This is a genomic window from Paucilactobacillus nenjiangensis (assembly GCF_005405445.1).
Lineage (GTDB): Bacteria > Bacillota > Bacilli > Lactobacillales > Lactobacillaceae > Paucilactobacillus > Paucilactobacillus nenjiangensis.
The window spans coordinates 1-14,755 of the sequence record NZ_BJEB01000018.1; the positions used below are offsets into that span (position 1 = coordinate 1).

Annotated in this window: 12 protein-coding genes and 3 pseudogenes; 10 read left to right on the top strand and 5 right to left on the bottom strand. The window is 39.1% G+C overall.

The genetic code is table 11. The features are described 5' to 3' along the window. Positions 1-96 precede the first annotated feature (96 nt). The 3 genes and pseudogenes from FFM59_RS10135 to FFM59_RS04085 form a co-directional block, all read right to left on the bottom strand. Positions 97-782: pseudogene (locus tag FFM59_RS10135) on the bottom strand (ABC transporter ATP-binding protein). Positions 783-787: 5 nt separating this feature from the next. Beyond that, positions 788-1,843 (bottom strand): annotated as a pseudogene (locus FFM59_RS04080) (ABC transporter permease). Positions 1,844-1,857: 14 nt separating this feature from the next. Further along, positions 1,858-2,373 (bottom strand): TetR/AcrR family transcriptional regulator, encoded by a 516-nt coding sequence (locus FFM59_RS04085; RefSeq protein ID WP_137601775.1) that lies wholly within the window; start codon positions 2,371-2,373, stop codon positions 1,858-1,860. Between the two features lie 426 nt (positions 2,374-2,799). On the opposite strand from FFM59_RS04085, the gene FFM59_RS04090 reads away from it, so the two are divergent. The 10 genes and pseudogenes from FFM59_RS04090 (at position 2,800) to FFM59_RS04135 (ending at position 13,088) form a co-directional block, all read left to right on the top strand. Beyond that, positions 2,800-3,519 (top strand): ABC transporter ATP-binding protein, encoded by a 720-nt coding sequence (locus FFM59_RS04090; protein ID WP_137601776.1) that lies wholly within the window; start codon positions 2,800-2,802, stop codon positions 3,517-3,519. Next, on the top strand, positions 3,519-4,616 hold the full coding sequence (locus FFM59_RS04095) for an ABC transporter permease (RefSeq protein WP_137601777.1): 1,098 nt from the start codon (positions 3,519-3,521) through the stop codon (positions 4,614-4,616). The genes FFM59_RS04090 and FFM59_RS04095 overlap by 1 nt, the downstream gene beginning before the upstream one ends. Positions 4,617-4,706: 90 nt before the next feature. Then, complete coding sequence (locus FFM59_RS04100) at positions 4,707-5,381, top strand: TetR/AcrR family transcriptional regulator (RefSeq protein ID WP_137601778.1); 675 nt, start codon at positions 4,707-4,709, stop codon at positions 5,379-5,381. 21 nt (positions 5,382-5,402) lie between these two features. Beyond that, positions 5,403-8,144, top strand: coding sequence for a cation-translocating P-type ATPase (locus FFM59_RS04105; RefSeq protein ID WP_137601779.1), 2,742 nt, complete (start codon positions 5,403-5,405; stop codon positions 8,142-8,144). A gap of 99 nt (positions 8,145-8,243) precedes the next feature. Then, on the top strand, positions 8,244-8,495 hold the full coding sequence (locus FFM59_RS04110) for a fatty acid kinase subunit FakA-related protein (protein WP_137601780.1): 252 nt from the start codon (positions 8,244-8,246) through the stop codon (positions 8,493-8,495). A gap of 165 nt (positions 8,496-8,660) precedes the next feature. Then, the gene (gene asd, locus FFM59_RS04115; RefSeq protein ID WP_137601781.1) at positions 8,661-9,752 is read left to right on the top strand and encodes an aspartate-semialdehyde dehydrogenase; all 1,092 of its coding nucleotides are present in this window, start codon (positions 8,661-8,663) and stop codon (positions 9,750-9,752) included. 289 nt (positions 9,753-10,041) lie between these two features. Next, positions 10,042-10,491, top strand: coding sequence for a CopY/TcrY family copper transport repressor (locus FFM59_RS04120; protein WP_137601782.1), 450 nt, complete (start codon positions 10,042-10,044; stop codon positions 10,489-10,491). A 19-nt stretch (positions 10,492-10,510) separates the two neighbouring features. Beyond that, positions 10,511-10,882: a cupredoxin domain-containing protein gene (locus tag FFM59_RS04125; protein ID WP_137601804.1), complete on the top strand. Its 372-nt coding sequence runs from the start codon at positions 10,511-10,513 to the stop codon at positions 10,880-10,882. Positions 10,883-10,953: 71 nt separating this feature from the next. Then, a pseudogene (locus FFM59_RS04130) lies at positions 10,954-11,199 on the top strand (cupredoxin domain-containing protein); the annotation flags it as partial. Further along, complete coding sequence (locus FFM59_RS04135; protein ID WP_137601784.1) at positions 11,199-13,088, top strand: copper-translocating P-type ATPase; 1,890 nt, start codon at positions 11,199-11,201, stop codon at positions 13,086-13,088. The pseudogene FFM59_RS04130 and the gene FFM59_RS04135, both read left to right, overlap by 1 nt. A gap of 27 nt (positions 13,089-13,115) precedes the next feature. Here FFM59_RS04135 and FFM59_RS04140 read toward each other — a convergent pair whose 3' ends face one another. After that, positions 13,116-14,174 carry an Mbeg1-like protein gene (locus FFM59_RS04140; protein WP_137601785.1) on the bottom strand — a complete coding sequence of 353 codons (1,059 nt, stop codon included), beginning with the start codon at positions 14,172-14,174 and terminating at the stop codon, positions 13,116-13,118. A 125-nt stretch (positions 14,175-14,299) separates the two neighbouring features. Then, positions 14,300-14,746: an Rrf2 family transcriptional regulator gene (locus FFM59_RS04145; RefSeq protein WP_137601786.1), complete on the bottom strand. Its 447-nt coding sequence runs from the start codon at positions 14,744-14,746 to the stop codon at positions 14,300-14,302. Positions 14,747-14,755: the final 9 nt, after the last annotated feature.

A 14,755-nucleotide genomic window follows, 5' to 3' on the forward strand; every position in this document is an offset into this window, starting at 1 on the left:
AGTTAAAGGGACTTTGGAGTGTTTTTCCAAAGTCCCTTTATTTTTTATAGTCTGGAATTAGTTTTTTCCCAGCCACTTTTGTTTGTTAACAAGATACTAGGCAAAGGTACCTGTGGAATTTTTAGTTAGGATACCATCACGAATTTCATAAATTTGATCTGCAAATTCATCTAATCGTACATCATGAGTCACCACCACGATTGCTTTATTACGTTCATGAGCTAATTGACGAAATAAGGCACCGACAATTTTGACGCGTTCAGTATCAAGTGCCGCGGTTGGCTCATCGGCTAAAATGATTTTGGGATTGGGATACAGTGCCCGGGCAATAGCAACGCGTTGCTGCTGGCCACCAGACAATTCTGCCGGGAATTTATGGGTAAAGTCTTGGATGCCGAGTTGTTCTAATAATATGCCTAAATCTTCATGACTAAGGTTACCGGATTTTTTTACTTTATCTACTGTAAATTGGTCCGCAACCGTCAAGTGGGCAATAGGTGATAAGCTTGCAAGACGAATCCAATTGATTCCAACCGTAAACGGTCGCGATCATGTTTAGAAGTATCGTGATAGCTAGTACCATCGAAAAGGACTTCACCGGACGTGGGGGTCAAAAGCCCACCGGCAATGGTTAAAAAAGTACTTTTGCCTGATCCGGATGGGCCCACAATTAAACTCAGAGTTCCGGGTTCAGCATCAAAGCTAACATCATTTAATACTTGCACCCGAGCTGAATCGGTGCCGAAAAATTGATTAACATGTTGAAGTGATAAGACTGACATAGTGACTAACCTCCAATGACTGAAATAGGATCAACGCGTAAGACGGAACGAACCGGAATGAGTCCGCCAATAAGAGCCATAATCATTAACCCGACGCCAACGACGACCAAAATTGGAATATCAAAGGCTATTGGAACTGCTGATGGCATTGTGACTGCGGTTGCGATTGTAAGTAGGGTACTAATAATCAAACCGGATAAAACTAATAATAAGGATTGAGAAACAGTCGCACCTACGAGGACTTTGTTTGGAATTCCTTGTGCACGTAGTACTGCATAGTTGGGAAGCTTTTGTATGGTTAATATATACAGGAAGACTGCAATTACAATCAGTGAAATACCCATTAAAAAGGCAATCATCAGGCCGAAAGTTAGATTTTATGCAGAATATCCTGGCATTTTATTAATACAAGTCGATGTGGTGTATGTCTTGAGGGCAGTGTTGGAAGCTCGATAATGGATATCTTTAGACACTACTGCGCTAGCAATCGTTCCAGGGCTTAATTCTTTTAAAGTTGTCCAAGCGCTCAAGTTGCCATAAATCACAGGTGCGACATTCATCTTGGCATTTTTCGTAAAGCCAACGATTGTGTATTTAGTACTGTTGGAATTTAACTTAAAGGTGTCGCCTAGCTCGTAGCCTGCATCTTGAAAGGCAGTATCAACCACAACTTGATGATTATTTTGAGGTGAGTGACCTGTAGTTAATTTAATCGTTTTAGCCACAAATTGGTCGCTATCAAGGCCAATAAAAACACTAGAAATTCTTTCATGACTACTGGCTTTGGCAACAACGGAGGCTTGACCAACATAGGCTTCTTTGTCCGATAAAGTACCGGCTTGATTTTTAGTAATCAACGATTGACGCATGTCCACATTCGCATTAGCGTTGAGGGTTACATTTTGCACACCCCAAGAATCAATGGCATCAGTATTTTCACGAGCCAAACCTAATGCAAGACTAGTTAAAATAAAAATTAAGTAGCTAATCAAGACAATCATGGCAATAATCATGCCAGATCGTAGTTTTTCTTTGCGAATTTCTTTGAGTGCTAAATACATATGAAGGACTTCCTTTATAATTTATTCAGAGCATCTTCTAATTGAGTGAGTCGAACAGCTGCTTGCTCAGGGTCTAGCAATACGTCACGAAGTGTTTGGTGGGATAATACCTCAGCGGCCCAGTGATTGGCGCCATTAGTACCACTAATAATACGACTGGCTTGCACACCAAATACGTTTTCGTTATGACTAAAATGCATGTAAATTAATTGTTTATATTTTGAGTCTTTGACTCCTAGTAAAAAGGTCCGAGTGGCAGCGATATAAGCTTTGGTTTCAACAGGACCATCTGAATCTAATCTAGGTAATCCGGCATGGATATCGCGCATAGCAATTCCAAAAAGATATGTGTAAGCATCAGTTAGGTCAGTAAAATATTTATAAAATGCTCCACGGGCAATTTCTGCTTGTGAAACGATGCGAGCGACTTGTGCATCAGCCAACGGATATTGGCTAAACTCGCTTAAAAGTGCTGTTTGAATACGTGTTTTTTTGTCGGCAGATAGGTGATCAAAAGTTGGTAATGTCATGAATACAAGCTCCTTTTTTGAAAAAGTGACACGGTGTCAATAAAATGAGCGTATCATAAAGTGACACAGTGTCAATGTTTATTGATAAATATGTACGGTTCGAATAATCTTTGGTGATTTTGACTAATGATTATCACTTCAATTTTTTAATTATTACTTCTATTTTTTATATGGAATAGTTCATATTTAATTCATAGTCGGGCGTTATAGTATTTACATACCAAATAAACCTCTTTTCAATTACTCCTCCCAAAGTATTGAAAACCGTAGCTGAAATTCAGCTATGTCCTACTCCTAAGAAACGACCAACTTTAAATTAGCTGGTCGTTTTTTGTTATGTCTTGACGGATAAAAATAATTACGTTATATTTTAACTAAATTAGGTGAGTGATTACTCACTTATCAAAAATGATAGGGGTTGAAATCATGGATACTGCAATTTCGTTAACGCATTTAGTAAAAAAATTTGGTAATCAAACGGTTTTAAAAGATGTTAATTTTAATGTTGAATCTGGACAAATTGTCGGACTGATTGGTCCCTCTGGATCAGGAAAATCGACGGTTATTAAGATTGCTTTGGGGATGGAAGTCAGTGATGGTGGTAACGCCGAGGTATTAGGTAAGACCATGCCTAACCGTCAATTATTAGGACAAATTGGCTATATGGCTCAGTCAGATGCCTTGTACGATTCGTTATCCGGCTATGAAAATTTGAAATTTTTCGCCCAAATGAAGGGTATTTCCAAAGCGAATGTTCAGACCGAGATTGAACACGTCACACAGGTCGTTGATTTACAAGATGACATAAAAAAGCGTGTTAGTGGGTACTCGGGTGGGATGCAGCGTCGGTTATCATTGGCCATTGCGTTATTAGGAAAACCTGAACTATTAGTTCTGGATGAACCAACAGTCGGAATCGACCCAGCCTTACGACGCAAAGTTTGGACTGAATTGAAAGCTATCCGGGAACAAGGGCGTTCCATTTTAATTACCACGCATGTGATGTCTGAAGCAGAACAAGTTGATCAAGTGACACTGCTATTAGGTGGTAAGGTGATTGCATTTGATACGCCTTCTCAACTGAAAGAACAATATCAAGTGTCATCCATTGAAGATGCCTTTTTGAAAGCAGAGGGGGAATTATAATGCGTACACTAGCCATTATGAATCGTGTGATTAAAGAATTACTACGTGATAAGCGAACATTGGCCTTGATGTTCTTAGCACCGATTTTAATTTTATTTATGCTGAAATTAATGTTTGATACAAATTCCACGACCAATGTGACGATTGCGACGGTTGATTTGGATGGCGGAATTCGTACTGAATTAAATGATGCCAAACATGTCAGTGCCAAAGATTATACTTCATTGAAAAGTGCTAAAGCAGCGTTGAAAGACGAAAAGGTTGACGCAATTGTTAAACAGAATGGTTCAACGTACGATATCACTTACGCTAATACTGACTCGAGCAAAACAACGGCGACTAAAATGGCCTTTAAAAATGCTGTGACAACCAACAGCATTACTCAAATGAAATCGACAATTGCTTTATTGGCAAAACAAAGTGGGGCCAGGGTTCAAACTGCCAACGGTGCAACCATGCAGGTGCACAATCATTATAATTACGGTGATGCAGATACTGGCTTTTTTGCTAAAATTATTCCGCTGTTAATTGGATTCTTTGTTTTTTTCTTTGTCTTCTTAATTCCCGGAATGGCGTTACTTAAGGAACGTTCAACGGGTACGTTAGATCGATTGCTTGCCACACCAGTCAAACGTTCAGAAATTGTGTTTGGTTATATGCTGAGTTATGGTATTTTGGCAATCATACAGACCGCCATTATTGTGGTGGTGGCAGTTTGGTTATTGGATATTGAAGTAGTGGGCAATATTTTCAGTGTGATGTTTGTCAATATTATTTTGGCTTTTGTCGCGTTAGCGTTTGGGATTTTAATGTCAACGTTTGCCCGTTCAGAATTCCAAATGATGCAATTTATTCCAATCATTGTTATGCCACAAATCTTTTTCTCAGGGATTATCCCGTTAGACTCAATGGCGACATGGGTGCAATCAATCGCATATATTTTGCCAATTAAATATGCAGGAGATGCTCAATCGCAGATTATTTTGCATGGTAATTCAATCTTTAATTTAGGGTTAGATATTGGAGTCTTATTGATTTTTATTATCGTGCTCACTACACTGAATATTGTGGGTATGAAACGTTATCGTAAGGCCTAACGTAGATTGAAAAATAATAAAAAATTTAGTTCTGATTGGTAACTTGGAGAGTAAACGATTAAAATTAAGGTACAGATAAAAGGTGAAAAAATGACTGCTGAAATTTATGTAAATTATCAAGAAATGCTGGCTAAACAGGATATGCCAAAAGGTCGGCGTAAGGTGTTGTTAACGGGAATCGAATTGTTTGCTGAAAATGGGTTTGATGGCACCTCAACTTCTCAAATCGCTAATGAGGCGGGGGTCAGCCAGGCTACAATTTTCAAATATTTTAAAACCAAAAAGGATTTACTGATTGCAATCGTGTCACCAATTGTAGAACAACTTTTTCCGGTTTATCGAGATGAATTTTTCGGCAATTTACAACATCAAACGGATGTTCAAAAGCTCATTCATTTCATTGTTTATGATCGATTTGAATTTATCAGTCAAAATGCTGAAATTGTGAAGATATTATTGACGGAGCTGCTAACTGACAAAGAGTTAATTCCTAAAGTTGCGAATGTCATTATCGGGACTGACGATGACCAAAAAGCAGAAAAAGGGATTGCTGCCACCTTAGGTCAACAAATAACAGAATTGCAGCAGCGGGGTGAAATTTATGATGATTTAGCATTACTCGACATTGGCCGTACCATTGTCGGTCAGTTATTTGCTTATTTCTTCCAAACAGAAGTTTTGATGGCTCAAATGCAAGCCAATGAACCCAGGGATTTGTCACAAATTGAACAACAAATTCTTCGAGCGATTAGTCCCAAATATTAGTGAGTAAGGTAGGCGATCGGTATGTTTAAACATAAAATTGATTTAAAATCAGCGTCGCAAGACACCATCAATGCATTAATTGATGATTTAAATACGACGACTCGAGGGATTTCATCAGCGGAAGCTGCGGCCAGGTTGGAACAAACTGGTCCGAATGAAATTCAACAAGCGGTCGGTGAATCACAATTTAAAATGTTGATGAAAAACTTTATTTCGTTGATGGCAATTTTATTGTGGGTTGGTGGTATTATCGCTATTTTAGCGGGGATGACCGAACTGGGTCTTGCGATTTGGGCAGTTAATATTATTAATGGTGGCTTTAGTTTTTGGCAGGAACGGTCTGCACAACGAGCCACTTCTGCGCTGAAAAAAATGTTACCGACTTATGTCCACGTTTATCGCGATGACAAATTGATTAAACTAGAAGCTCGCGATTTAGTTCCGGGGGATGTCTTTAATTTACAAGCCGGTGACAGTGTATCAGCCGACGCTCGGTTAATAACTGCCACGTCATTGGAAGTTGATCAATCTTCATTAACAGGAGAAACGGTCCCTGAAGATAAACAAGTAACATTCATCCCGGGAGAAGGTAAGTATTCTGAAAGTAATTTGATTTACGCGGGCACAACCGTTGGAGCTGGAACCGCCACAGCAGTCGCCTTTCGAACAGGAATGCAAACTGAATTTGGACAAATTGCTGAACTGACGGAAAATTCGAAAGAAGAAGTTACCCCTTTACAACAAGAACTAGATCGGCTGACTAAGCAATTATCCATGATTGCGATTGCGATTGGGATTTTGTTTTTCATTTTAGCCGTGACCATTGTGCACTATCCAGTGGCGAAATCATTTATTTTTGCCTTAGGGATGATTGTGGCCTTTATCCCAGAAGGATTATTACCAACGGTGACGTTGTCGTTAGCTCAAGGTGTACAACGAATGGCGAAACGTCATGCATTAGTTAAAAACTTGAACAGTGTGGAAACCCTAGGTGAAACGACCGTTATTTGTTCAGATAAAACGGGGACGTTAACTCAAAATCAAATGACCGTGACCAATATCATTTTACCTAACCGGGAATTTGAAGTGACGGGTCGTGGATACGTCAATAATGGGAAAGTTAAATTTAATGGTGCAGATGTAGATTTAACAGCCCATCCCCAGTTAAATAAGCTCCTTCAAATCTCAGCTTTAGATAACGACACTCGAGTACAGACCGATGACAAATCTGTTGGGAAAATTTTGGGTACCCCTACCGAAGCAGCACTGATTGTGTTGGCGAAAAAAGCGGGTATTAGTGCGGATGAATTGAGTCATCAATATCGGCGCCTGAAGGAATATACGTTTGATTCTAGCCGTAAGAGAATGTCGACGATTAACCAAATTGATTCCAAAAAAGAAATCTTTACTAAAGGTGGCCTCGATGAAGTCATTGGACAATGTGATTTTGTTTTAGATGGAGATACGATACGGCCTATTCAAGACAGTGACAGAGTGACTGCTAAGGATGCTGAGAAAAAGTATGCTGCGCAAGGTTTGCGCAGTTTAGCTATGGCTTATCGTGAAGTGACCGAAGATATTGATAATTTACAGATGGCCCAAGCCGAAGCTAAATTGATTTATGTGGGACAAGCGGTAATGATGGATCCACCGCGTCCTGAAGTGTTTGATGCAATTAAAAAATGTAAAACTGCTCAAATTCGAATCATCATGGTGACTGGAGACAGTGCGTTAACTGCCAAAAGCATCGGACAAACAATTGGAATTGTTGGTGATGGGGTTCGAGTTATTACTGGTGATGAACTAGATGCCATGAGCAATGAAGAGTTGAAGGTTGCCGTTAAACAAGAGGTAATTTTTGCGCGGGTAGCGCCGGAACACAAATTTCGGATTGTCTCTACCTTGCAAACTATGGGTGAAGTGGTTGCTTCTACCGGTGATGGAGTTAATGACGCCCCAGCACTTAAAAAGGCGGATATCGGAGTGGCAATGGGAGTCACAGGGACTGATGTGGCGAAAGATGCCGCTGACATGATTTTGACTGATGATAATTTTGTCTCGATTGTTTCCGCTATTGAAGAAGGCCGTGCCGTCTATAGCAATATTCAAAAGTTCTTGCTATACATCCTGACAAGTAACGTCGGCGAGGCAATGCCATCAGTGCTATTTTTGCTGAGTCGAGGTCTAATTCCATTACCATTAACTGTGATGCAGATTTTGACCATCGATATTGGTACAGATATGTTACCTGCGCTAGGATTAGGTTCTGAAAAGCCAGAGCCCGGGATTATGAACAAAGCACCGCGTAATCCAAAAGATCATCTGATGAGCAAAAATGTATTATGGCGTGCCTTTGGTTGGTACGGAATGATTGGTGCGGCAGTCTCAATTGGCGGATACTTCTGGATTAATCATTTACATGGTTGGCCAGATGTTAGTTTGGCCGCAGCTGGGCCAGTTTATGCTGAAGCCACAACGATGACGTTAGCAGCAATCATCTTCAGTCAAATAGCGAGTGTGATGAATAGTCGCAGCCAAAAAGCCTCAGTTTTCAAATTAGGAGTCTTCAGTAACCATAAAATTAATTTTGGTATTTTAGTGGAGATTCTCATTTTATTAATGTTGATGTATGTAGCCCCTCTCCGTGAAGTGTTTGGCACCACTACCTTGCAGTGGCAAGCATGGCTCTACTTAATTGTGTTACCTATCCCAATTGTGTTAATTGAAAATTTACGAAAAATAATTGCATATGGGAAGCGCTAAACATCAATAATTTCATAACGCAAATTGGTTTGTTTTTAAATCGATTTGCGTTATTTTAATGAAGTGAAATAATACTCATTAATCTTGGGAGGAAAAATAATGATTGAATTTAGATATGATACACAATTGTTGATTGAAGGAAGCAAGTTAGATGAGGATCAATTACATGATGCCATTTTAAGTAAGTTTGAAGGCGATAGTTTGGTATTGGTCGGGGATGCAGAACTCAGGAAGGTTCATTTTCATACCAATTATCCATGGCAAATTCTCGAATATTGCGCAACGTTAGGTGAGATTTTTGATATTGTTGTTGAAGATATGGTGCGACAATCTAAGGGCCTAAAAGGATAAGCGCAGATAAATAAAAGTGTTTCATGTGAAACATTAGTTTGACAGGCATGTACAAACAAATTAAAGTGCAATTAAAAATTGGTTAAAGTTAAGTGGTCTCAAAGCTTGACTTAGAAAACAATTGCATATACAATTAACAAAATTGTAAAAGAGAGAGGTTTTCATATGGACACGAAATTAAAAGTTGGTGTGATTGGTGCAACGGGGATGGTCGGTCAACGTTTCGTCACACTTTTAGCAGATCATCCATGGTTTGAGGTTGCGGTAGTGGCAGCGAGCCCACATAGTGCAGGCAAAACATATGAAGAGGCAGTTTCTGGTCGTTGGAAGTTAGATGAACCAATTCCTGAAAACGTTAAAAATTTAGTTTTGTTAGATGCGGCAGATATTGAAGCTGTTACATCACAGGTTGATTTTGTCTTTTCAGCGGTAGACATGTCTAAAGATGAAATCCGCAAAATTGAAGAAGAATATGCGAAGACAGAAACTCCAGTAGTTTCAAATAATAGTGCCCATCGTTGGACGCCAGATGTGCCAATGATTATTCCTGAAATTAATCCAGAACATGCGGAAGTTATTAAATATCAACGTGAACGTTTAGGTACCAAGCGAGGCTTTATTGCGGTTAAACCAAATTGTTCAATTCAAAGTTACACGCCAGCGCTCACGGCCTGGCAAAAGTTTGAACCTACACAGGTTGTAGCTACAACTTACCAAGCCATTTCTGGTGCGGGTAAAACCTTAGAGGATGCACCTGAAATCATGGGCAACGTAATTCCTTACATTCCTGGAGAAGAAGAAAAATCAGAAATGGAACCACTAAAAATCTGGGGCCATGTCGATGATGATAAGAAAGAAATTGTGCCTGCAGAATCAACTGTGATTACTAGTCAGACATTACGTGTGCCTGTACTTTATGGTCATACAGCTGCTGCATTCGTTAATTTCAAACAAAATCCTTCAAAAGAAGATTTGATTGAGGCATTAGAAAGCTATAGTGGTGTGCCACAAGAACTTGGGTTACCAAGCGCTCCAAAACAATTCATTCAATACATGACCGATGATTTCCGTCCTCAAGTTCGTTATGATGTCAATTTCGAACATGGCATGGGCGTTTCGGTTGGGCGTTTGCGGACTGACAAGATTTTCGATTGGAAATTTGTTGGCTTATCACACAATACATTACGTGGTGCCGCTGGTGGTGCAGTCTTATGTGCAGAGCTACTAACGTCACAAGGATATATTGAAGCAAAGTAATTCAAAATATATTTTAATAACAATGAAATTAGAGCTGATCGTCAAGATTAGCTCTTTTTTGCACTAAAAATGACAAGTGTAAACCAAATATTAACAATACTATGCCAGAGATAAACGTGGACTTTCATTAATATTTTGGTATCTCATAAAAAATATTGTTTTGATAAATATCTTAATATTACTTGATATGATGGACTTTAAGTAATTAAATGTTTATGTTGACAAATGTAACCGTAGAAGTTAAGATGTATTTATAGATTACAAGTGTAAACAGAAAGGAAACCATAAAATGCCAGATGTACACGTAGATAAAATGACTACCGCAGAGTGGGAATTGATGAGAATAATTTGGACGCTCGGCAAGGCCGGAAGTCGAGAAGTGATTGAAATTATTCAACGGAAACGTGATTGGACAGAGTCGACGATAAAAACATTGTTGAGTCGGTTAGTCAAAAAGGAAATGTTAACCACAACTAAAGATGGTCGCAATTTCATTTATCATGCCACCGTACCTGAACAGACAGCTATGAACGAAACAGTTGATGATCTGTTTGATTCACTATGTAATATGAAAAAAGGGGCTGTGATTACTGAATTGCTCAGCAATCTCACCTTAACTAAATCAGATATTGAAAATATGCAAACAGTGTTAGCTGACAAGTTAACTACGGCACCGGAAATGGTGGAATGTGACTGTATACCAGTTGAAGGTACGAGCTGCAATCAATGTACAAAATAATGAAAGTGGGTGAGGCATGATGGCAAGAATAATCGTAGTAATATTATCAGTCATTTTAATTGGATTGATTACCTGGTGGTTCTTTGGTAAGCGAAAAGTGATCGGCGTAGAGGCAACAATAGCAAACGGGAAACAAAGTGCATCGGTAATTGTTAATGGTGGTTATAATCCAAGTACGATTGTATTAAAACAAGGCGTACCTGCTAAACTAACGTTTAATCGTAAGGATGCTTCTAGTTGTTTAGAAAAAGTGGTTTTTCCTAATTTTGGCATTAACGATTTTTTGCCACAAAATCAAGATCATACGGTTGAGATTGACACGTCTAAAGCTGGAGAATATGAATTTGCATGTGGAATGAATATGTTTCACGGAAAGGTAGTTGTTAAATAATGAAAATGAATTTTTTTGGAAATAAAGATAAAGTTGAAGCTAAAGTTGCTAATGGATCACAATAAGCGAGTGTCTCAGTTGATGGCGGGTATAAGCCTAGTACGATTGTGTTGAAGCAAGGCGTACCGGCACAGTTAACCTTTAATCGTAAAGACCCATCTAGCTGTTTAGAACAAGTCGTTTTTCCTGAGTTTCAAATTAAAGAGTTTTTACCACAAAATGAGGATCATACTATCGACATTGATACTTCTAAAGCAGGTGAATATCAATTTGCATGTGGGATGGATATGTTCCATGGAAAGGTAGTTGTTAAATAATGAGTATCAAGAATCGATTTATCGTTTCTTTGGTCGCCTCGTTACCAATGCTAATTATGATGATTGCCAAGCCGTTTGGGTTGATGTTACACGGTGATGCCTGGATTATGTTTGTTCTGACGACGATTGTCATGGCCATTTCAGCGCGACAATTTATCGAAAGTGCATGGGCATCTTTTAAAAATCATCATGCTAATATGGATACTTTGGTAGCGGTAGGAACCCTTGTAACATATGTATATAGTATCTTTGCGTTATTAACAGGACGGGCAGTATTCTTTGAAAGTGCCGCATTTGTGGTGACTTTTGTTCTGTTAGGTCAAGTGTTTGAAGAACGGATGCGTAATTCGGCGTCTAGCGCAGTTGAAAAGTTGGTTAATCTGCAAGCTAAAGAAGCTGAAGTCTTGCGTGATGGCAATTATATTCAAGTTCCAATTGATGAGGTTCAACTAAATGATGAAATTCGGGTAAAACCAGGTCAAAAAGTTGCTTTGGACGGGGTCATTACTTCAGGAAAATCTTCAATCAATGAAGCCATGGTAACTGGTGAAAGTATGCCTGTTAGCAAAAGTGTGGATGATCACGTTATTGGTTCAACCCTCAATATCGACGGTACGTTTACGTTTAAAGTTACCAAAGTTGGCGATGATACCATGTTGGCACAAATTGTGGAATTGGTTAAAAAAGCTCAAAGTAGTCATGCACCAATTCAAAAAACAGTTGATCAAATTGCGAACGTCTTTGTACCGGTGGTCATGATTCTCTCGATTTTAACGTTTGCGATTTGGTACGGCTTCTTAGGAAGCAGTGTCGTGAATGCAATGCTGTTTGCCGTTTCGGTGATCATTATTGCTTGTCCATGTGCCCTTGGAATTGCTACACCAACTGCATTGATGGTTGGGACTGGTCGCAGTGCTAAATTAGGCATTTTAATTAAAAATGGTGAAGTTTTGGAAGCTGTCAAACAGATTACGACTGTCGTCTTTGATAAAACCGGGACAATTACTGAAGGTGCACCAAAAGTGACCGATGTTGTTGGGGATGCTAAACAAGTAATGGAGATTGCGACAGCTTTAGAAGCATCGTCAGAACATCCGTTAGCAAGAGCTATCTTAGATGACAATCAAAATTCACAGTACACGGTGACTGATTTTCAATCAATTGAAGGTCGTGGTGTCCAAGGCAAGATTAATGGACAAGATGTGTTTGTTGGTTCACCAAAGTTAGCAGCAACTAATGATTTTGAAGCTGACATGATTAGATTACAAAACGAAGCAAAGACCGTTGTAGCTGTTGGTCAAAATCATAATATAATTGGTCTGATTGCTATTCAAGATATGCCTAAAGAAACCGCCAAAGCAGCGATGGCCGCCTTGCATCAGCGTGGACTAAAAACAGTGATGTTGACTGGTGATAATGAGTTGGTCGCCGGCGCGATTGCTAACCAAGTTGGTATCGATACGGTGATTGCTAATGTCTTGCCAAAAGATAAAGCCAATGAAGTTGAACACTTACAACAGCATGAATCAGTGGCGTTTGTCGGCGATGGAATTAATGATGCCCCAGCGCTAGCTACTGCAAACGTTGGTATTGCAATGGGTTCTGGGACTGATGTTGCAATTGAATCTGGTGATATTGTGTTGGTTAAAAATGATTTAATGGATGTAGTCAATGCACTGGAATTAAGTAAGAAGACATTTAATCGTATCAAATTAAATCTTTTCTGGGCCTTTATTTACAACGCAATTGGAATTCCAATTGCTGCCGGAATCTTTGTGGGATTAGGATTAACATTAAGTCCCGAATTGGCTGGTTTAGGGATGGCTCTGAGTTCCATTTCGGTAGTCGGAAGCTCATTATTATTAAATAAAACTAAATTAGCAGTCTAAAAAAGTTCGCTTCGCAGCGAACTTTTTTTATCGGAAAGCATGTTTTCCGGTTGAAGTGATGAAACATTTAATTAATTTGCCTGAAACGTTACGCCAAACTTTACGAGTTTCTGCAGGCTGACTGGCAGCAGTGCGCGTAATCGCAATCACGTTTTGTTTCCAATGCTTAGCAAATTCATTTACGGATGTGTGACCAGTCTTATCGATGGCTCGGAAGAGAGAATTAACAAACGTTTTTTTCATCCCGGGTGATAGTTCTTTTTGCCAAGTCATTAATGAATCTTGCACAATTTTAGAAAACTTATCAGTTTGAGGTAAGTACTCAAAGTCGCCATCCACAACACTCCAAGTAAATGGGTTGTGTTGTTCCATCATATCGGCAGTGCTTCTAACGACTTGAAACTTTTTAGACCGATCCATAATGATACCGATTAACGAAGTTTGTGGCACCAATTTGGTGATGCGGTCTTGAATGCTGGTGTGTTTTGTTTTGATGGAGGTTGGGCCATCAATACTGTATGCGTGGGTGATTCTTGCTTGTAGGGATTCAGGAATGTGTTTAAAGGCAAAGGTTGCTAGATCACCGCCTTTGGAGTGGCCACCAATGATGACTTTTCCAGAAACTGAATTCATAAAATCTTTCAGATAATGGGTTGCTTCCAACCGAGAAGGGATTTCCTTCATAAAAGAAAGATTCATATCTTCTTTCCAATCAACGAAGTTAGACTCGGTGCCACGGTAACCAACGAAGTAGTGGTCAGCATTAATTTGCATACTAACCGCAGAAAAATTCTGCTCCTTGCCGTAGCTAAATTTATTAGTAAAGTCTAAAAATTTAACATCACGATAACGAAGGCTGTTTTTCATAATATTTAACAGTTGGTAGTTTTTCTTAGCATTCCAGGTATGATGTGAAAACTGATCAATTTCAGCAATAGTCATATTTGCCAAACTGGTTGGGCCAGAAAGACTTTTGTAATTTAAATAAGGAAGCTGGGAAAAAATTACGCCGTCAATGTTATTAAATTGTTTTTCTGCGAATGTAAATTTAGAAAATTTTCGTGCGTAAGAAATAATATCGAACATGCGTAACGCTCCTTTTTAAATGGATTTAAAGTTTGTCAGAAAATAATATAACTTTTTGGAACAAAGTGCGAGTAGTTTGCTCACAATTCCAGATTAGCTATTATTTAACTGTGTTTCACGTGAAACTATTGTGCGGCTCGTGCTTTTTTTAATTTGTCGGCGATTAAAATTTGATCGATGACTTCTTGCATGCTAATCCGGTTGAGTTCTTTGTAGGCCGCCGCTTCTGCGTTAGTGTAAAAGCCATTTAAGACTTCTTGGATGTTACCACCAACGGTACATTCTGCGTTTGTATCGTGATCGATTTCAAATAGTGCTGTATGACCTTCAGTTGCTAAATAAACATCAAACATGGTGATTTCAGATGGTTCTTTAGCAAAAATTGGTTGATGGTTATTAGGGTCATTAATAATAATCCCGGCATCCCGTAGTGAACCGATTAAGCGTCTAACGACGACCGGTGAGGTTTTGATGCTGATGGCGATTAAATCACTGGTAATTTTGATGTCACTAAAGACGTTGATGAAAACAAGTAAATGGAGCGCGTCACTAAATTTAGTTGATAATCTCATTTGTAATAT